The organism is Xanthomonas sp. NCPPB 2933, from assembly GCF_056725225.1.
The window spans coordinates 2,227,665-2,249,228 of record NZ_CM161518.1 but is presented as its reverse complement, the minus strand read 5'-3'; the positions used below and the strand labels follow the sequence as shown (position 1 = coordinate 2,249,228).

The 21,564-nt window shown below is 64.9% G+C and carries 18 protein-coding genes; 3 read left to right on the top strand and 15 right to left on the bottom strand.

Translation table 11 applies throughout. The features are described 5' to 3' along the window. Positions 1-36: 36 nt before the first annotated feature. The 5 genes from secD to AC1PLU_RS09145 all read right to left on the bottom strand — a co-directional run bounded on the left by secD (position 37) and on the right by AC1PLU_RS09145 (position 5,813). The gene (gene secD / locus AC1PLU_RS09165) at positions 37-1,881 is read right to left on the bottom strand and encodes a protein translocase subunit SecD (RefSeq protein ID WP_043907395.1); all 1,845 of its coding nucleotides are present in this window, start codon (positions 1,879-1,881) and stop codon (positions 37-39) included. Positions 1,882-2,072: 191 nt separating this feature from the next. Further along, positions 2,073-2,426, bottom strand: coding sequence for a preprotein translocase subunit YajC (yajC, locus tag AC1PLU_RS09160; RefSeq protein ID WP_006448914.1), 354 nt, complete (start codon positions 2,424-2,426; stop codon positions 2,073-2,075). A 131-nt stretch (positions 2,427-2,557) separates the two neighbouring features. Beyond that, complete coding sequence (tgt, locus tag AC1PLU_RS09155) at positions 2,558-3,703, bottom strand: tRNA guanosine(34) transglycosylase Tgt (protein WP_481094646.1); 1,146 nt, start codon at positions 3,701-3,703, stop codon at positions 2,558-2,560. A 70-nt stretch (positions 3,704-3,773) separates the two neighbouring features. Next, the gene (gene queA, locus AC1PLU_RS09150) at positions 3,774-4,844 is read right to left on the bottom strand and encodes a tRNA preQ1(34) S-adenosylmethionine ribosyltransferase-isomerase QueA (RefSeq protein ID WP_481108258.1); all 1,071 of its coding nucleotides are present in this window, start codon (positions 4,842-4,844) and stop codon (positions 3,774-3,776) included. 537 nt (positions 4,845-5,381) lie between these two features. Continuing rightward, positions 5,382-5,813, bottom strand: a complete 432-nt coding sequence (locus tag AC1PLU_RS09145; RefSeq protein WP_006448917.1) for an Lrp/AsnC family transcriptional regulator — start codon at positions 5,811-5,813, stop codon at positions 5,382-5,384. Between the two features lie 121 nt (positions 5,814-5,934). Here AC1PLU_RS09145 and AC1PLU_RS09140 point away from each other — a divergent pair, with 121 nt between their 5' ends. Continuing rightward, a complete protein-coding gene (locus AC1PLU_RS09140) occupies positions 5,935-7,431 on the top strand; it encodes an aminotransferase class III-fold pyridoxal phosphate-dependent enzyme (RefSeq protein ID WP_481108257.1) in 1,497 nt (498 codons plus the stop codon). 220 nt (positions 7,432-7,651) lie between these two features. Here AC1PLU_RS09140 and AC1PLU_RS09135 read toward each other — a convergent pair whose 3' ends face one another. The 4 genes from AC1PLU_RS09135 to AC1PLU_RS09120 all read right to left on the bottom strand — a co-directional run bounded on the left by AC1PLU_RS09135 (position 7,652) and on the right by AC1PLU_RS09120 (position 13,670). Beyond that, entirely contained in the window at positions 7,652-8,359 is a 708-nt protein-coding gene (locus tag AC1PLU_RS09135) for a glycosyltransferase family 32 protein (protein WP_481108256.1), read from the bottom strand. 243 nt (positions 8,360-8,602) lie between these two features. Further along, entirely contained in the window at positions 8,603-9,982 is a 1,380-nt protein-coding gene (locus AC1PLU_RS09130) for a purple acid phosphatase family protein (RefSeq protein WP_481108255.1), read from the bottom strand. After that, the gene (locus tag AC1PLU_RS09125) at positions 9,979-11,115 is read right to left on the bottom strand and encodes a phytase (RefSeq protein ID WP_481108254.1); all 1,137 of its coding nucleotides are present in this window, start codon (positions 11,113-11,115) and stop codon (positions 9,979-9,981) included. Before AC1PLU_RS09125 ends, AC1PLU_RS09130 begins: the two co-directional genes overlap by 4 nt. Continuing rightward, on the bottom strand, positions 11,112-13,670 hold the full coding sequence (locus AC1PLU_RS09120) for a TonB-dependent receptor (protein WP_481108253.1): 2,559 nt from the start codon (positions 13,668-13,670) through the stop codon (positions 11,112-11,114). Before AC1PLU_RS09120 ends, AC1PLU_RS09125 begins: the two co-directional genes overlap by 4 nt. Before the next feature lie 151 nt (positions 13,671-13,821). Between AC1PLU_RS09120 and upp the strand changes: the two genes are divergently transcribed. After that, positions 13,822-14,454 carry a uracil phosphoribosyltransferase gene (gene upp, locus AC1PLU_RS09115; protein WP_481108252.1) on the top strand — a complete coding sequence of 211 codons (633 nt, stop codon included), beginning with the start codon at positions 13,822-13,824 and terminating at the stop codon, positions 14,452-14,454. 159 nt (positions 14,455-14,613) lie between these two features. Here upp and AC1PLU_RS09110 read toward each other — a convergent pair whose 3' ends face one another. Further along, positions 14,614-16,356, bottom strand: a complete 1,743-nt coding sequence (locus AC1PLU_RS09110) for a glycoside hydrolase family 9 protein (protein ID WP_481108251.1) — start codon at positions 16,354-16,356, stop codon at positions 14,614-14,616. Positions 16,357-16,592: 236 nt separating this feature from the next. On the opposite strand from AC1PLU_RS09110, the gene AC1PLU_RS09105 reads away from it, so the two are divergent. Beyond that, complete coding sequence (locus tag AC1PLU_RS09105) at positions 16,593-17,237, top strand: hypothetical protein (protein WP_481108250.1); 645 nt, start codon at positions 16,593-16,595, stop codon at positions 17,235-17,237. A gap of 153 nt (positions 17,238-17,390) precedes the next feature. Here AC1PLU_RS09105 and ggt read toward each other — a convergent pair whose 3' ends face one another. From ggt to rsmD, 5 genes are all read right to left on the bottom strand, one after another. Continuing rightward, complete coding sequence (gene ggt / locus AC1PLU_RS09100) at positions 17,391-19,169, bottom strand: gamma-glutamyltransferase (protein WP_481108249.1); 1,779 nt, start codon at positions 19,167-19,169, stop codon at positions 17,391-17,393. Next, positions 19,166-19,450, bottom strand: a complete 285-nt coding sequence (locus tag AC1PLU_RS09095; RefSeq protein WP_003489796.1) for a YfhL family 4Fe-4S dicluster ferredoxin — start codon at positions 19,448-19,450, stop codon at positions 19,166-19,168. Before AC1PLU_RS09095 ends, ggt begins: the two co-directional genes overlap by 4 nt. A 234-nt stretch (positions 19,451-19,684) precedes the next feature. Next, positions 19,685-20,182 carry a hypothetical protein gene (locus AC1PLU_RS09090; protein WP_055825988.1) on the bottom strand — a complete coding sequence of 166 codons (498 nt, stop codon included), beginning with the start codon at positions 20,180-20,182 and terminating at the stop codon, positions 19,685-19,687. A gap of 47 nt (positions 20,183-20,229) precedes the next feature. After that, positions 20,230-20,736: a pantetheine-phosphate adenylyltransferase gene (coaD, locus tag AC1PLU_RS09085; RefSeq protein ID WP_006448932.1), complete on the bottom strand. Its 507-nt coding sequence runs from the start codon at positions 20,734-20,736 to the stop codon at positions 20,230-20,232. Then, positions 20,733-21,356 carry a 16S rRNA (guanine(966)-N(2))-methyltransferase RsmD gene (gene rsmD / locus AC1PLU_RS09080; RefSeq protein ID WP_481108248.1) on the bottom strand — a complete coding sequence of 208 codons (624 nt, stop codon included), beginning with the start codon at positions 21,354-21,356 and terminating at the stop codon, positions 20,733-20,735. The genes coaD and rsmD overlap by 4 nt, the downstream gene beginning before the upstream one ends. Between the last annotated feature and the right edge of the window lie 208 nt (positions 21,357-21,564).

The window sequence follows — 21,564 nt, the reverse complement described above, 5'->3', positions numbered from 1 at the left end:
GCACATGGATGTGCGGGCTCTTGCGAGGGACTCGCATTAAATAGCGACAGACTTCAGCTTCTTGCGGCTGCCATAGATCAGCACCGCCAGCGCGCGCGACACGGTGATCGCGGTGAACATCGAGGCGAAAATACCGATGATCATGGTCAGCGCGAAGCCCTTCAGCGGGCCGGTACCGAACGCGTACAGCGCCACGCCGACGATCAACCCGGTCAGGTTGGCGTCGAGGATGGTGCCACCGGCCTTCTCGTAACCGGCCACGATTGCCGACTTGGGCGGCACGCCGAGACGTAATTCTTCGCGGATACGCTCGTTGATCAGCACGTTGGCGTCCACCGACAGACCGACCGACAACGCCAGACCGGCAAAACCCGGCAGCGTCATGGTGGCGCCGAACAGCGACATCACCGCAATCACGATCAGCAGGTTGAACAGCAGCGCCGCCGAGGTGATCGCGCCGAACATGCGGTAGTAAATGGTGAAGAACACCAGGGTGAACACGAACGAGAACACCACCGCAGTGACGCCGCGCTCCACGTTCTCCGCACCCAGGCTCGGGCCGATCACGTATTCCTCGACGAAATCCATCGGCGCGGCCAGCGAGCCAGACTTCAACAACTTGGCCAGGTTCTCGGCTTCGGTCTTTTCCAGACCGGTGGTCTGGAAATTCTTGCCGAACACGCCGGCGATACGGGTCGGCGACAGCGCCTCTTCCTTGACCCGCACGCTGCGCACTTCCTTGCCGTCGACCATGGTCACGGTGGGGATACGCTCGATGTAGACCACCGACATCAGCTTGCCGACATTGGCGCTGGTGTAGTCGAGCATGCGCTGGCCGGCGACGTTGTTGAGCGTCACCGCCACCGCCGGCATGCCGTTCTGGTCGTTGCTGACGCTGGCACTGACCATCTGATCACCAGTCACCAGCGCGCGCTTGTTGAGCAACACCGGTGCATTGCTGTCGCGCAGACGGTAGACCTTGGCTTCCGGCGGAATGGTGCCGCTGCGCACGGCGTCTTCGGCATTGCCTTCGACCACCGCACGGAATTCCAGCGAGGCGGTGGCACCGATCAGGCGCTTGGCCTCGGCGGTGTCCTGCAGGCCCGGCAATTCGACCACGATGCGGTCTTCGCCCTGGCGCTGGATGGTCGGTTCGGACACGCCCAGCGCGTTGACACGATTGCGCAAGGTGGTGAGGTTCTGTTCGATCGCGCCGCTGGCGATCTGCTTGAGTTCGGCCTCGGGGACCTTCACTGCGATGTTCTGGCCACTGACGTCATAGGTCAGCGTCGGCTGCGCCTTGGCCAGCGCGGTGCGTGCGGCATCGGCGCTGGCGCCCTCGCTCAGGCTGACCTGGATGCTGTTGTCGCCACGACGCTCGACCGAACGATAGGCGATGCGGCCATCGCGCAAGGTGGTGCGGATGTCTTCGGCAAAGCCGTCCAACCGTTTTTCCAGCGCCGCTTTCTGATCCACCTGCATGGCGAAATGCACGCCGCCGACCAGGTCCAGACCCAGCACCATCGGCCGGCCGCCCAGCTTGGCCAGCCAGTCCGGCACGGTCGAGGCCAGGTTCAGCGCCACCGTGTAGTTCTCGCCCAGTTGCTGGCGCAGCACGTCGTTGGCGCGGGTCTGTGCCTGCAGGTTGGGCAGACGCACCATCAGGCTCTCGCCTTCCTTGGTGACGGCCTTGGGCGTGATGCCGGCGCTCTTGAGGTCGGCGTCGATGCGGCTACGCAATGCGTCGTCGAGTTGGGCACCGCGGCTGGCGGTGATCTGCACGGACGGGTCTTTCTGGTAGATGTTGGGCAACGCGTACAGCGCGCTGACCGCCAGCACCAGCAGGATCAGGAAATACTTCCAGCGAGGAAATTCGAGCATTGCGACAGTCCCGCGCGACACCATCCCGGCGACGCGCCTAGCAGTGAGAACGACTTCAAGCGGCCAACACAAGGTCGCGAGCGGTCGTCAGGTGGATGCGGGCGGTGCCGGGACGGGAGTATTGCGACCCACCGGTTCCAAGCACCGACTGCGCCCGCCTGACGGTGCGCGCAGTAGTTTTTGAGCCGCTCTTAGCTGGCGGACTTCAGCGTGCCCTTGGGCAGCACATGGCCCACGGCACTCTTCTGCACGCGGATGCGCACGTTGTCGGCCACTTCCACGGTGATGAAGTTGTCGCCGATGTCGCTGATCACGCCGGCAACGCCGCCGGAGGTGATCACTTCATCGCCGCGCGAGAGCTTCTCCAGCAGCGACTTGTGCTCCTTCTGGCGCTTCATCTGCGGGCGGATCATCAAAAAATACATGACCGCGATCAGGATGATCGGCAACGCGAAGGTGGACAGGCTTCCCATCGGGCCGGCGGCCGGCGCGCCACCGGTGGCCTGCGCCTGGGCGACGGGGATCAGGAAATCGAGCAGATTCATTCAATGCATCCTAGTTTGGTGCCAGCGCGCCAAGCGGCCCGCTCGCTATTCAGGTACCGCCGAAGCGGAACAGCCGGGAATTATGCCATGCGGGTTCCAAACCGTCCGCGCAAGGGCGCGGACGGCCGGTTTCAGCTGGTTTCCCCCGGCAACGGCGGCGTGATGGCGCCGCGTGCCGCATAGAAGGACCGCCGGAACTCCACAAAGGTTCCCGAGGCGATCGCCGCGCGCAGGTCGGCCATCAATTTTTCGTAGTACCAGAGGTTGTGCAGGGTGCCCAGCATCGGCGCCAGCATCTCGTTGCAGCGGTCCAGATGGCGCAGGTAGGAGCGCGTGTAGCCGCTGCTGCAGGCGTGACACCCGCAGCCCGGCTCGATGGTGTCCAGGTCGCGCTCGTACTTGGCGTTGCGGATGCGCACGGTACCGAACGAAGTGAAATAGTGGCCGTTGCGCGCGTTACGGGTAGGCATCACGCAGTCGAACATGTCCACGCCACGCGCCACGCCTTCGACCAGATCCTCGGGGCGGCCCACGCCCATCAGGTAGCGCGGGCGCTCGGCCGGCAGGCGCGGATGCAGGTGTTCGAGCATGGCATTGCGCTCATGCTCGGGCTCGCCCACCGCCAGCCCGCCGATGGCATAGCCGTCGAAGCCGATACCTTGCAGCCCATCCAGCGAGCGGCTGCGCAGGTCCGGATGCACCCCGCCCTGCACGATGCCGAACAGCGCCGCATCGTTACCCAGCCCGTCATGCGCGTCGCGCGAGCGCTGCGCCCAGCGCAGGCTCAGTTCCATCGAGCGCCGCGCGACGTCTTCGGTGGCCGGGTACGGAGTGCACTCGTCGAAGATCATCACGATGTCCGAATCGAGCACCTTCTGGATCTGCATGCTTTCTTCGGGCCCCAGGAATACGCGGGCGCCATCGGTGGGCGAAGAAAAGGTCACGCCCTGTTCAGTGATCTTGCGGCGATGCGCCAGCGAAAACACCTGGAATCCGCCCGAATCGGTAAGGATCGGCCCGTCCCAGCGCGCAAACCCGTGCAGCCCGCCGTGATCGCCAATCACATCCAGACCCGGGCGCAGATACAGATGGAAGGTGTTGCCCAGGATGATCTCCGCACCCAGCGCGCGGATCTGCTCGGGCAGGATGCCCTTGACCGAGCCATACGTCCCCACCGGCATAAACGCTGGCGTCTCGACGGTGCCGCGCGGAAAGGTCAGGCGGCCGCGGCGGGCATGGCCGTCGGTGGCTTGGAGCTGGAATTGAAGTCGGGACATTGAAAGGCCTGGATTGGAGATTGGGGATTCGGGATTGGCGAAAGCCGAGGAGGCGGCGAACGGAGTGCTGTTACGAATCCCCACTCCCCACTTCCCACTCCCTGCCCCACAGCAGCATCGCATCGCCGTACGAAAAGAAGCGATAGCGCTGTTCGATGGCGTGCTGGTAGGCGGCGAAAATGCGTTCGCGGCCGGCGAAGGCCGAGACCATCATCAGCAGCGTGCTTTCGGGCAAATGGAAGTTGGTGACCATCGCATCGACGCTGCGGATGCGGTAGCCGGGCAGGATGAAGATCTGGGTTTCGCCGGCAAATGGCAGCAATTCGCCATCGGGTGCGGCATCGGTTTTACGCCAGGCGCTTTCCAGCGAGCGCACCACCGTGGTGCCCACCGCAATGACGCGGCCGCCGCGTGCGCGCGTGCGCCGCACCTGCTCGACCAGCGCAGCACCGACGTTGAGCCACTCGGTGTGCATCACGTGCTTGTCCAGCGCATCCACGCGCACCGGCTGGAAGGTACCGGCGCCGACATGCAAGGTGACATGGCCGAACTCCACCCCGCGCTCGCGCAACTGCGCCAGCAGCGCCTCATCGAAATGCAGGCCGGCGGTGGGCGCGGCGACCGCGCCGACCTCGCGGGCAAACACGGTCTGGTAGCGCTCGCGGTCTTCCACACCCGGCTCGCGGCGGATGTACGGCGGTAGCGGCAGCTGCCCGGCCTCCGGCAGCCACTGCTGCAGCGGCGAAGGAATATCGAAGCGCAGCAGATAGAACTCGCCATCGCGGCCCAGCACTTCGGCCTGCCCACCGGCATCGAGCGCGATCAGGCTGCCGGCCTTGGGCGACTTGCTGGCGCCGATCTGCACGCGCGCCTCGCGCTCGCCAAGCAGGCGCTCGATCAAAATTTCCACCCGCCCGCCGCTGGCCTTCTGCCCGAACAGGCGCGCCGGGATCACCCGGGTGTCGTTGAAGATCAGCAGATCGCCCGGCTGCAGCAGTTCTGGCAAATCGCGCACCTGGCGGTCGACCAGCGCCTGCGGCGACGGCGGCACCACCAGCAAGCGGCTGGCAGCACGCTCGGCCAGCGGCGCCTGGGCGATCAGTTCGTCGGGTAGCGAATAGTTGAAATCGGACTTCTTCAAAGGTTCGGCGGTGCAGCGATTGGGGCCGCTAGTTTAGCGGGACATGCTGGGGACATCCTTCTCCCGGCGGGAGGCGCCGCGAGCAAATTCAGGAGTCGGCCATGGCAAACGCGTCGCCACGCGCCAGTAAAGGTGAATCGTCGACTGGTAGGCGATGGCGTCGCCCTATACCCGTTCGTACCCTCCCCCGCTCCGCGGCCCTGCCCGGCCAGCGCTTGCGGCGCGGGCGCTCCAAGGCATGCGCGCCAGTGACGCGCAAACCGTGCTTTCTCACCCCCAGCGGGAGAGGGGCGTTAATCACCAGAGCTGCGACCTGCTCCCTTCTCCCTTCTCCCATCGGGAGAAGGTGGCGCGTAGCGCCGGATGAGGGTGCGGGCGAAGCACTATTGGAGTTTGAGCGCGTGCGGGCTTCGCCCCGTACCCTCACCCCAACCCCTCTCCCGAGGGGAGAGGGGCTTTGCTCGCCGCCGATTCATTGCTCACTATTCCATCCCAGATCCCAATCCCGATTTTCTAATCCCCACTCCTGACTCCCCCTCACCGCTCAAACTTCGTCGACAGAATGATCGACGTGGTCGTGCGCTCCACCCCGTCAATGGCGCCGATGGCGTCGGTGAGCACGTCCATTTCGTTGACGCCGCCGACCACGCCCAGGGCGATCAGGTCGTAGGCGCCGCTGACCGAGTGCAGCAGGCGCACCTCGGGGATGTCACGCAGTGCCTTGACCACTGCCGGCATCTTCTTGGGCAGCACGGTGATCAGGATATGCGCGCGGATGCGGCCCTGTTCGTAGGCGTCGTGGGTGCGCACGGTGTAGCCGCTGATCACGCCGTCGCGTTCGAGTTTTTCGATACGGCTTTGCACGGTCGTGCGCGACAGCCCGAGCCGGCGCGCGATCTGCGCGGTGGAGGCGCGCGCGTCCTCGCGCAACAGCGACAGCAGGCGTTCGTCGGAGGGAGTGATCTTCACTTTTGCCTAAATGATTCGTCGATTCGACGAAAATACCTGACTTCCTGCCCGGATTCACGCTGCCAAACGCCGATCTTCTGCCGATAATAGAAAGGGAACGCCACCTTGTAGGAGATGCGCCATGTCCGTCCTTGCCCCACTCGCCCCGCTGCGTGCCCATGCCGGCCGCCGCCTGACCGATGGCCTGGACGATGCCAGCATCGTGCGCCTGGCCAGCACCCACGACGATCTCGCCCAGGCCATCGATGCGGCCGCCGCCGAATACGCGCTGGTGCGCGAGGAGGTCGCCGACCTGCTGGACCTGGACGAAGACGCGCAGATCGGCGCGGTGCAGGACGGCTTCATCAATTTCTATGCCGACGATGCGGTGACCCCGTATGTAGCGCTGGCCGCGCGCGGCCCGTGGGTGGTCACGCTCAAGGGTGCGGTGCTGTACGACGCCGGCGGCTACGGCATGCTCGGCTTCGGCCACACGCCCGCGCCGGTACTCGAGGCCATGGCACGCCCGCAGGTGATGGCCAACGTGATGACGCCCAGCCTGGCGCAGCGCCGGTTGGACCGCGCATTGCGCGCGGAGATCGGGCATACGCGTGGCGGCTGTCCGTTTGCGCGTTTCATGTGTCTCAACTCCGGCTCCGAAGCGGTCGGCCTGGCCGCACGCATCGTCGACACCAACGCCAAGTTGCACACCGACCCGGGCGCGCGGCATGCCGGTGCCACCATCAAGCGCGTGGTGGTCAAGGGCAGCTTCCATGGCCGTACCGATCGCCCCGGCCTGTATTCCGATTCCAGCCGCAAGACTTACACCAAGTATCTGGCCAGCTACCGCGACGAAGACTCGGTGATCGCAATCGCGCCCTACGACGTGGCGGCGCTGCAGCGCGCGTTCGAGGAGGCTGAGCGCAATCACTGGTTCATCGAGGCGGTGTTCCTGGAGCCGGTGATGGGCGAAGGCGACCCGGGGCGCGCATTGCCGGCCGCGTTCTACGCCGCTGCGCGCGAGTTGACCCGCCTGCACGGCAGCCTGCTGCTGGTGGATTCGATCCAGGCCGGCCTGCGCGCGCACGGCGTGCTGTCGGTGGTGGACTACCCCGGCTTCGAGCAGCTCGACCCGCCGGATCTGGAAACCTATTCCAAGGCACTCAATGCCGCGCAATACCCGCTCTCGGTGCTGGCCGTGACCGAACACGCCGCACAGGTGTATCGCAAGGGCACCTACGGCAACACCATGACCACCAATCCGCGCGCGCTCGATGTGGCCTGCGCCACGCTGGCGTTGTTCACTCCGCAGGTGCGCGCCAACATCCGTAGCCGCGGCGCGCAGGCGATCGCCAAGCTGGAAGCCTTGCAGTCCGAGTTGGGCGGCTTGATCACCAAGGTGCAGGGCACCGGCTTGCTGTTTTCCTGCGAACTGGCACCGCAGTTCAAGTGTTACGGCGCCGGTTCCACCGAGGAATGGCTGCGCCACCGCGGTGTCAACGTGATCCACGGCGGCGAGAATTCGCTGCGCTTCACGCCGCACTTCGCCATGGACGAAGACGAGCTCGATCTATTGGTCGGCTTGATCGCGCGTGCGCTCAAGGAAGGCCCGCGCCAGGTGCAGGCCGAGGCCGCCTGAGGCTGCACATCTCTCAACGCCTGAAACGCGGAAGTTCTGTGAGCTGCCGCGCTGACGGCGCGAGATTTGTGACATAGCAAGCACGATGCGAAGGGCGCTTGCGCAAGCGCCCTTCACCAGCGTGAACCGCACAAAACGCCGCGTTGAGTGCCGCAGCGGGAATCATCCCGGTGCCGCCATGCAGATCCGTTCAACAGATCTGCATGGCCATACGCAGCAATCAGATCGGTACTGCGCTCAGCTTGCGACGCAGGTAATTGGTCACCGCCCGGCGCGTCGACTTGCCGCGCCACGATGCCCAGCACAGATGCGAGCCGACCGCGATCTTGCCGCCGCGGTGACCTAGCCCGAACCAGGTACGGTCCGGATGGAATGCATCGCGCGGCGGGAACACGATGCCGGAGAATTGCTCGCCATACGCGTTGTAGAAGCGCGTCAGCCCGCGCGGGCCGGAGATCATCGGAATCTGCCGGTGATCTTCCAGCGTCTCCGGCGCATGCACATTGAAGATGTGCTCGATAAAGGCGCGCCACAAAGGATGCCCTGCCTGGGAACCGAATACGGCATTGCCGATCTTGAACTGATCGTTGCCTAGCGCGCCATCCTCGATCGGCAGCACGCATTGCTGTACCAACAGGTCGGCGCCCAGCGGCTGCAGCAGCTTGTAGTCGGTGTCGAAATAAAAGCCGCCGTGCGCGTGCATATAGGCGCAGCGGGCGATGTCGGCCTTCATCACGCCGAAGCGGATCGCCTCGTAACGGTCGGCGAATTCCGGGAACGCGCGACGCATCAGTTCCGAATTGTCCGCATCATCCCAGACGTAGCAGACCCAGTCTGGCAAGAGCCGCTGCAGACGGGCCTGGATCCTGCGTTCTTCCCACTGCAATTGCTTGGTCGGCGCGGTCAGATGAAACACATGGGGAATCATGGTGGTTTCTCGGGGGCTGGGGGCACCAACACCTCCATCCAGCGCCGACCTGACACCCGGCTACCCGGATGGAGATCCGGCTAACCACACCCTATGCCCATTTTTTGTGTGATGTAACTCACATTTTTCAATTGGCATACGAGGTAACCATTGGAAAAATCAATGCATCAGCGAAGTTTCCTCACATCTTCCTAACACAGTACGCCGATCCGCCCCAACTCCTTCGAATTCGTTAGAGCGCCTTCATTCCCAGCAGCGATCCGCCCGTCCCTTGAGCGTTGCACTGCGTGGGCAATCGCGCGGGGCGATGCGCCCTACTTCGTGTTCGATCAACCGCTTGGCCCCGGTCGTATCGCGCTTGAGCTCGAAGGCATCGTAAAGACGTCCGGTGGCGGTGCGCGACTCGTAGAGCAACTTCTGGTTGTCGATGCGAAGCACCTGATACAGCTGGGTATCTTCGCCGACCGGGCGCATGGTCTTGCGGGCCATGTCCGAGAGCCGGTACTGCTTGGGCCCGGCCACCGACACCACGAACACCGGCGTCGCCTGCCCGGCCTCATCGCCACGCCGGCCGTAGGTGTGGTCGTGGCCCTGCAGCACCAGATCGACCTTGTGGCGACGGATCACCGGCAGCACCTGCTCGACCAGCTTTTCGTTCTCGCGATCGGCGCGCGGCGAGAAGAACGGTTGGTGGATCAGCACGATCGACCACGGATGCGGATTGTCGGCCAATACGGTGTCCAGCCACTGCGCCTGCGCCGGGCCGGTGCCCAGATCCAGCACGGAGGTACCGTCGAGCACGGCGATGCGCACGCCCTGGTAGTCGAACCAGTAGCTGGTGCGCGCGGTGGCCGACGGCCCGTTGCGCGGCAAGGCGAAGGTCACCGGCCAATGGCTGCCGAGCGTGCGCGTCGCCTGCGGGGTGTCTTCGCCCTCTTCGTGATACTCATGATTGCCCGGCGCCGGCGCCACTGCGGTGCCTTCCAGCAACCAACGTCCGGCTTCGAACCATTCGGCCCACTCGTTGTCGTCCTGGCCGTCCTTGCCGCTGACCAGATCGCCGGCGAACAGCGCCAGCCGCGCATCCGGTGCGCTGCGCCAGGCCTGGCGGATCACCCGCGAGACCAGGCTGAGATTCTTGTTCTGGGTATCGCCGAAATACAGCAGCGTCAGCGGGGTGGCGGCCGTGGCGGCGGTGCGGAAATGATTCCATGCGCCCCAGGTGCTGTTGCCCTGCACGCGGTAGGCGTACAGCGTGTCCGGCTTCAATCCATCGATATCGGCGCGGTGGTGATGCGAACTGCCGTTTTCGCTGCTCAGCGAGGCGGTGCTGGCGCGAATACGGCGCGGCGTACCCACGTCGGGCGAGTCGCCGGCGACGACCAGTTCCAGCCACGGTTGGTTGACGCTGGCATCGGTACGCCAGGCCACCGCGAAGCCGGTCGCCGCATCCTGCGCGGGCGTGGCGACGATGCGGTCCGGAAAGCCGTCGGCGACATAGTGGGTGGAGCCCGCCGGCACCTGCGTATTCGGTTCGGCAGCCCGCTCGGCGGCAAACGATTGAGCGCTGCTGATCGCGATGAGCGAGAGCAGCGCGTATACCGACGCACGCCCAGCGCTCATGGGGCGCATTCTTTCAAGCGCAGCGTGCGTGCGATATCGCGCCAATCGAATGCGGCCACCGCCTGGTCGTCATGCAAGGCATAGAACACGCCACCGGGGAAGCGTGCATCGCCGCGTTGATCCAGCCACACGCCGTCGGTATTGGCGGTCACCCGGCCGGCGAATGCGCCCACATGCGCCAGGCTCTGGCGATCGAACACCTGAAACACGCTGCGGTCCTTGAACTGATCGGTGGCGATCCAGTAGCCGCTGCCGTCGCTGCACGCCAGCAAGGTCATGCCCTCGGCCTGCGCCTTGAACAGGCCGGTGCCGACATTGCGCCCGCGATAACGCCCGTCCATGCCGTACTCGCGTAGCTGCGTGCCCACGGCCACGTCTTCTTCGGCAATCATCAAGCGCGCATTGGCTTCATCGCCGAACACCGATTCGGCAATCCGCACCGCACCCGCTTCGGTGGTATCGCCAAAGCTCTGGGTCAGCTGCGATTGCCAGCCCTGCCCTGCGTTGTTCAATTGATAACGCCGGAAGCGCTGACCGAGGTCGGCCACCGGCGGCGGCAGATCCTTGTTGGCCGGCGACATGTAGTTGTCGCTGACCACCACCTCGTAGCCGCCATCGTGCTTGCGCACCCACAGCCCGTAAGGCTCGCGCAGTTCGTCCTGGCCGAAGGCGGTCAACGGCTTGAAGTCCGGCAGCGAGAACACCTGCACACGGCGGTTGTCGCGCTCGACCACAAACAGCAGATCGTCGACCACCGAGATCCCGTTCGGGCGATCCAGCTTGCCCAGGGCCTTGCCCTTGCCGCCGACCACGCGCAGGCGCTTGCCGCTGTCGCCATCGAATACCACCAACGCATGCGTGGCCTTGGCAGTGGCGATCAGCCAGCGGCTGCCATCGGGCGCACTCCAGCTGGCGGGTGAGTCCAGATTGTCGGACGGCGTGGAAGTGGTGATGAAGGCTTCCGGCACCACTTCGTGCGCCACCCTGGCCTCGCTGAGCAACGGGTCTTTCAGCAGTGCCTCGTCGGCTTCGCGGTCGACCGGCGCGCTGGCGCAAGCCGTCAGTGCCAGTGCGGTAGCGAGCAGTGTGGTGTGGAGTAACGTGGTGTAGAGCCGCGTGCGCGTTGCGATCACAGTGCCACCTTCAGGCCAAGCGCATAGGTGCGGCCGTATTCTTCGTTCTGCAGCGTGCGTGTGGGCACGCCCTGGTACAGCTCCAGCGGCTCGTCCAGCAGGTTCTGCGCTTCCAGATACAGGCTGACGTGGCTGTTGAATTGATAGTTCATGCTGAAATCCAGCTGTGTGTGCGGGGCGACATAGATATCGTATGCGCGGCTGGCGCCGATGGTGTCCAGGTATTCGCTGCGATATACCGCTGCCACACGCGCACTGAAGCCATATTTTTCATAACCCAGATGGCCGCTGTAGATCCGCTTGGACGAACGCGGCAAGGTGAAGTCCTCACCGGCGCGGTCGCTCAGGCCGGGATCGAAATCGCTGTCCAGCACGGTGGCGCTGGCACCGACCAACAGGCCATTCCAGCCTTCCGGCAGGAAGTCCAGGGTCTGCTGCCAATTGAACTCGGCGCCGCGCACTTTTGCGGTGTCGCCATTGATTGAGCGCGTGACCTGCAAATCCGGGAATTCCGCATCGTTGGTGCTGATCGTCTGCACGATGTAATCGTCGATCGATTTGTTGAACACGCCCAACGAGATCAGGCCGGTGCTGCCGATGTATTTCTCGAACGACAGATCCAGATTGGTGGAACGGTAAGGATTGAGATCGGGATTGCCGATGCTCACTTCCTCATCGCCGCGATTGATGCTCACGCGCGGCGACACATCACCGAACGAGGGGCGCGATAAGGTCTTGTTGGCCGCAAACCGCAGCACCCAGTCGTTGCCGGTGTCGTAGCGCAGGTGCAGGCCCGGCAGCACGTTGGTGTAGCTGCTGGACGCTTCGCGTGGTGTCACCGTGGCCGAGCGGCCGTCTTCTGCCACGTCCACCTGATTGCCGGTGGCATTGAACTGGGTGTTCTCCACACGCACGCCGGCAATCATGCGCAGCGCCCCGATGTCCCAGGTGCCCATTGCGTACGTCGCAAACACATCTTCGGTGGCGCTGTAGTCGTCCTGCAGCGAGACCTGCTGATTGCCGCCGACATCCTGCGGACGTGCGCTGTACAGATTGCCGGAGGTATTCCAGTAACGGCGCATGCCATCCGAGCCGATGCTTTCGCCCAAGGTGCCTCCACGGTGTTCCGGTGCGGCGGTGGTCCAGTCGCTCAGGTCGATCGCCGGGCCGCGACGCAGCTCGCGTTCGTCCACATTGACATCGCGCTCGCGCCAGCGACCGAGCACGCCCATCTTCAGGCTGGAATGCTCGCCATCGAAGCGCACGTTGACCTGCGCGCTGCGCTCGCTGTCGTCCACCCGCTTGGGCGAAAGCACGAAGCGGTCGAACACGAAGTCGTCGTTGCTCTGCCAGCCGTTGTCGGAGAAGCCCAGGCGCGGAATCCCGCTGTTCTGATCGACCGTGGCCGACAGATCGTCGCCGTCATAGTTGAAGCGCGCTTCCATTTCATCGTTCACGCGCTCGGTGGTCTTGGTGTAGCCCACCTTGTAATCCACGGTGGCCGCGCTGAGGCGATTTTCGCCGCCCATGCTCAAGGCCATGGTGTCTTCCTTCTTGGTGCGATAGCGCACGCGCTTGGAGATCGAATCGGCCGGCAGATCGGCCACGTTGTAGGTGCCATCGCCATTGGCGCTGACCTCGCCATCGCTCAGACCGAAGATGGTGCGCTGACGCGTTTCGGCATCGTCGAAACGGCTGTACAGCGTGCGCAAGTAATAGCGGTTGTCTTCGTCCGGGCGCCAGTCCAGATTGAGGTTCGCGCCCATGCGGGTACGTTCGATGAAGTATTTGCGGCGCTGCACTTCACCGGCAAACAGATCGTCGGCCGCACCGCCATCGAAACTGTCGTAGGCCACTTCGGTGTTGTCGGATTCGAATTCGCGGTCCTGGTAGTTCACACCCACTGCCACACCGAAGGTGCCATCGAAGATATCGCTGTAGTTGAACGCGCCCTTCGGGCTGGTCTTGCCCGACAGCGACTGGTGGCTGCCTTCAACCGAGCCGCGCAAGGTGCGGCCATCGCGATCGAATGCGGAGGTGGACTCGACTTGAATTGCGCCGCCGATGGAATCGCCCGGCATGTCAGGCGTTGGCGACTTGACCACCTTGAGGCGCTCGGTGGAATCGGAGGGAATCACGTCCAGCGGCGCCGAGCGCGTGCCGTCTTCCGGCGTGCCCATGGTCATGCCGTCGATGGTGACGCTGTTGAGCGCCGAATCCAGACCGCGGATCACCACGAAGCGGCCCTCGCCCTGATCGCGCGTCACGCTGACGCCGGGCAGGCGCTGCAAGGATTCTGCAACATTCTTGTCGGGGTAGCGGCCCATCGCATCGGACGCGACCGCATCCTGGATGGCATCGGAACTGCGTTTGAGATCGACCGCGCGTACCTGCGATTCCGTTTGCGGGCGCACTTCCAGCCGCTCCAGATCGATGGCCGCGGCGCTTGCTGCGCCGCCAGCAGCAGCACCCTCGGCCGCCAGCGCCAGCGGGCTCCACGTGGCCGCAGCCAACGTCAGCGTGATCGCCAGGCAGAGCGGAGTCTTGTTGAGCACGGGTGCTTCCCCAATTGGTTAAGAATGGGTGGGCACACTATGTCTACGACGTTTCACTGACATGACATCTGCAAGCGCGATCACGCGCAATGTGTGGCGACGCTGCCGCCGGCTGCGGCACACTGTGGGTCTCTCCCGCCTGTCGCTGCCCATGAAAATCGTCGAAGTTCGCCACCCCCTCGTTCAACACAAGATCGGTCTGCTGCGCGATGCCGCCTTGAGCACCAAGGGCTTCCGCGAACTGGTCACCGAGCTGGGCACGTTGCTGGCCTACGAGGCCACCGCCAATCTGGACACCGAATCGCACGTGCAACCCGGCTGGGCCGGGCCGGTCACCGTGCAGCGGATTGCCGGCGCAAAAATCACCCTGGTACCGATCCTGCGCGCAGGTCTGGGTATGTTGCCCGGCGTGATGGCGCTGATCCCGGCAGCGCGCGTGAGCGTGGTCGGCCTGCAGCGCGACGAAGAAACCCTGCAGCCGGTGCCCTACTTCGAACGCCTCACCGGCCGCCTGGAAGAACGCGACGCATTGATCCTGGACCCGATGCTGGCCACCGGCGGCACCCTGATCGCCACCATCGACATGCTCAAGCGCGCCGGCGCACGCCGCATCAAGGGCATCTTTTTAGTGGCCGCACCGGAAGGCCTGAAAGCGCTGGAAGCGGTGCATCCGGATGTGGAGGTGTACACCGCCGCGATCGACGATCACCTCAACGAGAAGGGCTACATCCTGCCCGGCCTGGGCGATGCAGGCGACCGGATTTTTGGTACGCGGGTGGAGTGAGCTAAAGCCCCTCTCCCCCCGGGAGAGGGGTTGGGGTGAGGGTACGGTGTGTCGGTGTTCCTGCCGACGCCGTACCCTCATCCGGCGCTGCGCGCCACCTTCTCCCGGTGGGAGAAGGAACAGCCGCGGCATCGGGCATTGCGTTGAAAAACGCCCGCCTCACCGCGTAGACGCCTCAATCGCAGCACTCACATACACCAGCGGCGCATTCCAGTTGATCGCCACCTCGTTGCTGGCATAACTGCAGGCGTTATCCAGATACGACAACGCCGGCAGTTTTGAGGGATACGCAACCTTGCAGTCCTTGGCATCCTGCTGCCCCGGTTGCGGACCACCGGCCAGCCAACCCGGCACCGGGGCGTCGATGCCGTCGGCTTCGGAAGGGCGATGGTGGATATGCATCGGCGTGCGCTGCCCTACCCCGGTAACGAACGACATCCCCAGCGGATTGCGCCCCAGGATGTAATCCAGCTGCGACTGTGCGGCATCCAGAAATGGCCGCTGCCGGGTCAGCCGGTAGCCCTGCATCAACATCATCGCGCGGTTGAGCACCACCGCATTACTGCCCCACACGAAGTCGGTGTCCGTCATCGCCAGACGCCAGGGAGAGGACTGCCACTCATCGGCAAGACGCTGCGCCAAACCGGTGATCTCACGCGCGATGCGTGCACGGTCGGCATGCGGGGTGAGTTGGTCGCGATGCTCGGCCAGCGACATCCAGGCCAGCCCGCCGACATTGCTCCAGCCCGGCACACTGGCCGGCACATTGCGCGCGATCATCGCGTCGTAGAAGCCATCCTCGCGCGTGCTCACATACAACTCCGCCGCGGCCCAGGCGAATTCGTCGTCCACCTGCGCGTCATCGTAGCCGCCGGTGCGCACGTCATCAGGCTGGCGATAGATCACATCCGGGTGCTGCTGCGCCCACGCCCAGGCACTGCGCGCGGCTTTCAACATGCGTGCGGACACACCCGGATACTGCTTCTCGAACGGTGCATACACGCGACTGGCCGCCGCCATCACCGCAGCGAAATCCAGTGTGGCCGCAGTGGCCTTCATCACCACATAGCGTTGTTGCTTGGCTTGCTCGGGCATCACCAACCCATCGAACTGCTTGTCGGTGAGCTTGTGGTACACGCCGCCATCGGCCGGGTCCTGCATGGCCAGCATCCACTCCAGATTCCACCAGGTCTCCTGCAGGATGCCGGGCACGCCGGGCGCGTCATTGGGGATGGTTAGCGCCTGCGCCTTGAACAGCGCCGGATACTGCTCGTAGGCCGCCAGCAAGGTGTAGGTGCTGATGCCGGAGTTGACGATGTACTTGTTGTAGTCGCCAGCGTCGTACCAGCCCTTGGGCGCACTGATCACGCTGTCGGCCGGGCGCGTGGCCGATGCCGCGGAAGGGTGGATGCACACCTGCGCATCCGGGTGCCCGGCCGCACGCGCATAGCGCCCGGCGAACTGCGCCGGCAGCGCAGTGCTGGCGCGGTTGAAATAGAACGCCTTCAGCGATGCATCGAGCACCGGCTGATACGCGCCGGCCGCGATCGGGAACGGATCGGACGCCGGCAGCCCGTCGATTTTCAAGCGATACGTGCCTGCTGTACGCACGCCGGAAAAATCCGCCACCCGCGCCTGCTGGCCGGCCGGCGACCACTGCGCGGCAGGTTGCAAAGTGCCCTGCAGTACGCGGCGCCCTTGCGCGTCTTCCACTATGAAACGGTCAGCGCCGGTTGCCGCGCCTTGCGGCAACCCGACCACTGCAAGCTTGGCAGAGCCGGGCAGATAACCGAGCTGATTGACGTGGATGCGGCCAACGGAAGGGTCATCCGCGGTCTGGGCGGAACAGCCTGCAGAAGCAAGCGCGAGAACGACGGTCGGGATGGCGTGGAAAGGATTCATGCTCCAATGGTGGCGGCATTGCATAGCAGCGACAAGCACACCTTGCCGACATTGGCCGGGGCGTGCCATCGGTTGCCCAGCCATGCACCATCACCCTACCGCAGTGCAGGCCGCGATCTGCTCCGATTCTGCGACCGGCTGCCGATGCGCGCAGTGCGGTATCAGCAATTCCACCGGGTTGGTCGGCCCTTCCGCGGAAACGCTGCAAACCGCTCACCGCAGGCAGCGACTTCACGTTGAAAGCCCGGCAATTGCCGTCATTTCCGCCAATTCTTTCCAGCAGCATCGATCTACCTTGGCGGTGCGGCGATGCCATGTATCACCGCACCGCATCGACCTGCCGCGCACTCGCCATCCCGAGTGGCCAGGGCATGGCCTTCCTCATCATCCAAGGATCACAGATGACTACCCAGCCGATCACACGCCTCTCCCATTCCACCCGCACTGGCTCGAGGCCGTGCAGCATGCGGCGGCGTCCGCGCATAGGGAGATGCCTCGCCGCAATGCTGTCGATGGGTCTGCTGACCCTGAGTCAGACCGCGCTGGCGACCAAGCAATGGAACGCCAATGCCAACCAGACCCTCAACAATTGGATCTCCGGCATGTACACCAACATCACAGGACCGTTGCAGACGCTATTGCACCAGTGCGAAACCGCGCCGCAGGCCACATGCGAGGTCACGATCCTGGCCAATGGCGGGGTCCACACCAGTGCGACCGATGACAAGCAACACTTCACGCTCCGTTTCACCGGCAACCCGGCTCAGTATCTGGCGTGCCATGTGTATCCACAGTCACCCGGCAACACCAACGACAAACGCCTGCAAGGCGCCACCTGCTACGACGCACAGCACAACGGAACCTACTTCAAGCTCAACTGATCGCATGCGGCGATCGCGCCAGTGTTGGCGCATGCGCCGCTGCCAAGCTGTTGCGGGCAGCGCAGGGTGGGCCGTGGCCCACCCTGCGTCACTATGCAGGCACCGACATGCGTATTACGTCCTTCGCAATGCGAGTACAGGACATGGCCGCACTCAACGCGCCGGCGTCGCCAGTTGCACTTGCGCCTTGCCCACCGGATTACGCGGGTCGCTACCGCCACTGAGCACGTTGCTGCGCTTGTCCCATTCCACCGTCTGCAGGTTGCCCCACACATGGCTGGAACCGCGGCCGCCGGCGGCGGTATCGCCGGGTAGCTCGAGCGCGTGGCCCATCGCTTGCAGCGCCTTGGCGGTCTGCGGCGAGAACGCGTTGCTCTCGGCCTCGATCACGTCCGGCAGCCACTGGTGGTGATAACGCGGCAAGGCGCTGACCTGCTGCGCGTCCAGGCCGGCGTCGTAGCCCAGGATGCCGAGCAGCACCATGGTGATGATGCGGCTGCCGCCCGGGGTGCCGATCACCGCGACCTTGTCGGCCGATTCCATGAAGGTCGGCGTCATCGAGCTGAGCATGCGCTTGCCCGGCTTGGGCGCGTTGGCGGCATAGCCCATCACGCCGAAGGCATTGGGCGTGCCCGGCTTGAGCGCGAAGTCGTCCATCTCGTCGTTGAGCAGCACGCCGGTGCCCTTGGGGATCAGGCCGGAGCCGTACAGCAGGTTGACGGTCTGGGTGGCGCCGACGCGGTTGCCTTCGCCATCGATGATGGAGAAATGCGTGGTCTCGTCGTCTTCCAGCGGCGTGGGATTGCCCGACAGCAGATCGCTGGGGGTGGCCTTTTCCGGATTGATGGTGGCACGCAGGCCTTGCGCGTAATCCTTGCTGGTCAGCACGCGCTGCGGCACGGCGACAAAATCCGGGTCGCCGAGGAAGAAGGTGCGGTCGCGGTAGGCGCGGCGCATCGCTTCCACCACCAGATGGGTGCGATGCGCGTCGTCTAGCTTGTCCAGATCCCAGCCTTCCAGAATCTGCAGCATCGCAGCGAGTGCGATCCCGCCGGAGGACGGCGGCGGCGCGGTGGTGATCTTCCAGCCGCGGTAATCGAACTGGATCGGCGCGCGCTCCTTCACCCGATAGCCGGACAGCTCGGCGGCCTTCCACTGACCGCCGGCCTGCTTGACGCCGGCCAGCAGTTTCTTGGCGGTTTCGCCCTTGTAGAAACCGTCGAAGCCGTTGTCGCCCAGCAGCTTCAAGGTGTGTGCCAGCTCGGGCTGCTTGAAGATGTCGCCCTCCGCAATGGGCTTTCCGCCGCGCAGATACACCTCACGCGTCCCTGGATAACGCTCCATCACCTCGCGCCGCGAGGCATAGCCCTTTGCCATGCGCGCGTACACCGGGAAGCCCTCGCTGGCGATGCGGATGGACGGCGCCAGCGACTGCTTCAGCGGCAAACGGCCGTGCTTGGCAGCCAGCTCCACCAGCGCCGCAGGCAGGCCCGGAATACCCGCCGACCACGCGCCGTTGACCGAGCGGTCGCGGTCCAGCTCGCCTTGCTTGTTCAAGAATTGCTCGGGCGTCGCCGACTCCGGCGCGGTTTCGCGCGCATCCAGCATCACGTCCTTGCCGGTTTTGGCATCGTGCAGCAGGAAGAAGCCGCCGCCGCCCAGCCCCGAGCTGATCGGCTCGACCACCGCCAGCGTGGACGACACCGCGATGGCCGCATCAAAGGCATTGCCGCCCTCGCGCAGGATCTGCAGGCCGGCATCGGTAGCCAGGGCATGACCGCTGGCAATCGCCGCACCGGGCGGATGCCCTGCCACCGGCGATGTGGCGGCCGCCGCAGGTTTGGCGCCATCGGCGGACCACGCCGGCGGTGCCAGCACAAACGCCAGCAGCAACAGGCCGCGCGCAGAACAACGTCGGGAAAAAATGCTCACGGGGCGGGAGGCTCCTGTTCGTACAATTCTGGATGATCGCGCTGCAGCTGCATCAGCTTGGCCAGCAATTGATCATGGGTTTCCGGGATGGCCGGATCCGGGTCGATGCATTCGACCGGGCACACCACCACGCATTGCGCCTCATCGAAATGCCCTACGCACTCGGTGCAGCGTGCCGGGTCGATGACGTAGATGGTTTCGCCCATCGAGATGGCCTGATTCGGGCACGCGGGCTCGCAGACATCGCAGTTGACGCAGAGCTCGTTGATCTTCAGCGACATATCGACGCCACCATGCGATGTGACGCGGCGCGATTCAACCGCAGGCGCTGGAACGCAACGTACTGCCGCAGGCGGGCGCAGGCAGCGCAGGCCAGCAAACGGACAACGCCATGGGCGCTGTCGGACACCGAGCTGACATGGCCGGCTCCGGTGGCATGCAGATCCAGCAGCAGGCTGCTGGATCTGCACACGGTGGCCGGATGCGCCCTCCCGCGCATCCGGCCTGGTACGGCGTTACTTGGCTTCAACGAAGATGTATTCCGCGCCCTTGGGCTGGACGATGGTCTGCACGCGCGCGTTGTCGGCAGCGTTGCCGATGAACAGCACGCGCACACCCTTCATCGAGTCCGGTGCCACGTCCTTGAACGCCGCATCGATCAGGTCGGCCATCTTGGTCGAAGCGGACGAACCGAACGCCAGCATGTTGCCCGGCTGCACGCCACGGGCAAGCGCGGTCTTGACGCTTTCCAGCTGACGCTCGTAGCTGCCGGCGAACTCGGCATCGGACTCCGGCGGCAAGTAGTACAGGAACGGGCTGTTGGTGGTGGTGCCCAGGTTCTGGCCAACCACTTCCTGCAGGTACTTCTTCCAGCCGGCGTTGTCGTCCTTGGCCGGTGCGGTCAGCGCAGCCGGGGCGGCGGCGGCGGTCGGTGCCGGCTCTTCCTTCTTGCAGGCGGTGACGGCCAGAGCGGCGATCGAAGCGAGCACCAGCGCGCGCATTGTGTGTTTCATGAAACTCCTCCCTTTGAAAAGCATGTGGTGATGTGACTGCTAGAGAATCAGGCCTGCGCGCGGGATTGCCGCACCTGCCGCAAGGCCTCGACGACCGAAGCCGGAACGAAACCGGACACGTCCCCGCCCAGCCGCGCGATTTCGCGCACCAGCGAGGACGAAATGAAGCTGTATTGCTCGGCCGGGGTGAGAAACAGCGTCTCCACCTCCGGGATCAGATGGCGGTTCATGCTGGCCATCTGGAATTCGTATTCGAAGTCGGACACCGCGCGCAGACCGCGCAGCAGCACACCGGCGCCCATGTCGCGCACGAAGTGGGCCAGCAGCGTATCGAAGCCGCGTACTTCCACATTGGCATGTGCGGCCAAGGCTTCCTGAGCGAGCTCGACGCGGCGCTCCAGCGGCAGCGCCGGCCCCTTGGACGGGCTGTAGGCAACACCAACCACCACCCGCTCGAACAACGGCGCGGCGCGATTCACCAGGTCGATATGACCATTGGTGATCGGGTCGAAGGTACCGGGATAGACAGCAGTGCGGCTGTTGGCCACGCTCATACGGAAACTACCGGGGTCGGGTCGCTGTTCAGTGTAGCAGCGGCCCGGCGATACAGCGCATAGCGCACCTGCTGGGTGGCGCCTTCGCGGTGCAGATGCCAGCCGGCCGGCACCTGCGGCGGTAGTTCGGCCGGGCCTTCCAGATACAGCCAGGCATCCGGTGTGAGGTGCGCGGGCAGGCGTTCCAGCACGCTCGGCCACAGGCCGGCGGCAAACGGCGGGTCGACGAACACGATGCTGGCCTGCGCCCCCGGCACGCGCTCCAGCCAGCGCAGCGCGTCTTCCTGCAGCACCTGCACCTGATCGGCCGCATCCAGCCTGGCCACGTGCTCGCGCAGCCGCTGCACCAGGCCAGGGTCGCGCTCGATCAGGGTCGCATGTGCAGCGCCGCGCGACACCGCTTCCAGACCCAGCGCACCGGAACCGGCGAACAGGTCCAGCACGCGCGCACCAGGCAGGCGCGGCATCAGCCAGTTGAATACCGTTTCGCGGACCCGGTCGCTGCTCGGGCGCAGGCCCGGCAGATCCGGCACCGCCAGCTTGGTGTTGCGCCAGCGCCCGCCGACGATGCGCACCTGCCCTTCCGCGCCACGCGGCGCCGGCCGTGCGGGGCGGCTCATCGCAACGTTCCTGATGGAGGACAGCAAGCGCGGGATAGTGGCAGGACGCGTGGCGGCATGGAGCAAGGCGAGGCAAACGGGCCGCCATGATAGCGCTGCCCAGCGCTGGCGCCGCTGGTGTCGCAGTGCGCCGACAATGCCGGATCCATCGGCTTGCCTTGAAAAAATCCCCGTGCGACCTCATCCCCCAGGCCATCGGCCGCACTGC

Excerpts from the sequence above, each read along its gene's own strand:
- secD (WP_043907395.1), bottom strand. The coding sequence starts at position 1,881 with ATGCTCGAATTTCCTCGCTGGAAGTATTTCCTGATCCTGCTGGTGCTG.
- yajC (WP_006448914.1), bottom strand. The coding sequence starts at position 2,426 with ATGAATCTGCTCGATTTCCTGATCCCCGTCGCCCAGGCGCAGGCCACC.
- tgt (WP_481094646.1), bottom strand. The coding sequence starts at position 3,703 with ATGTCCCGACTTCAATTCCAGCTCCAAGCCACCGACGGCCATGCCCGC.
- AC1PLU_RS09140 (WP_481108257.1), top strand. The coding sequence starts at position 5,935 with ATGTCCGTCCTTGCCCCACTCGCCCCGCTGCGTGCCCATGCCGGCCGC.
- AC1PLU_RS09135 (WP_481108256.1), bottom strand. The coding sequence starts at position 8,359 with ATGATTCCCCATGTGTTTCATCTGACCGCGCCGACCAAGCAATTGCAG.
- AC1PLU_RS09130 (WP_481108255.1), bottom strand. The coding sequence starts at position 9,982 with ATGAGCGCTGGGCGTGCGTCGGTATACGCGCTGCTCTCGCTCATCGCG.
- upp (WP_481108252.1), top strand. The coding sequence starts at position 13,822 with ATGAAAATCGTCGAAGTTCGCCACCCCCTCGTTCAACACAAGATCGGT.
- AC1PLU_RS09110 (WP_481108251.1), bottom strand. The coding sequence starts at position 16,356 with ATGAATCCTTTCCACGCCATCCCGACCGTCGTTCTCGCGCTTGCTTCT.
- AC1PLU_RS09095 (WP_003489796.1), bottom strand. The coding sequence starts at position 19,450 with ATGTCGCTGAAGATCAACGAGCTCTGCGTCAACTGCGATGTCTGCGAG.
- AC1PLU_RS09090 (WP_055825988.1), bottom strand. The coding sequence starts at position 20,182 with ATGAAACACACAATGCGCGCGCTGGTGCTCGCTTCGATCGCCGCTCTG.
- coaD (WP_006448932.1), bottom strand. The coding sequence starts at position 20,736 with ATGAGCGTGGCCAACAGCCGCACTGCTGTCTATCCCGGTACCTTCGAC.
- rsmD (WP_481108248.1), bottom strand. The coding sequence starts at position 21,356 with ATGAGCCGCCCCGCACGGCCGGCGCCGCGTGGCGCGGAAGGGCAGGTG.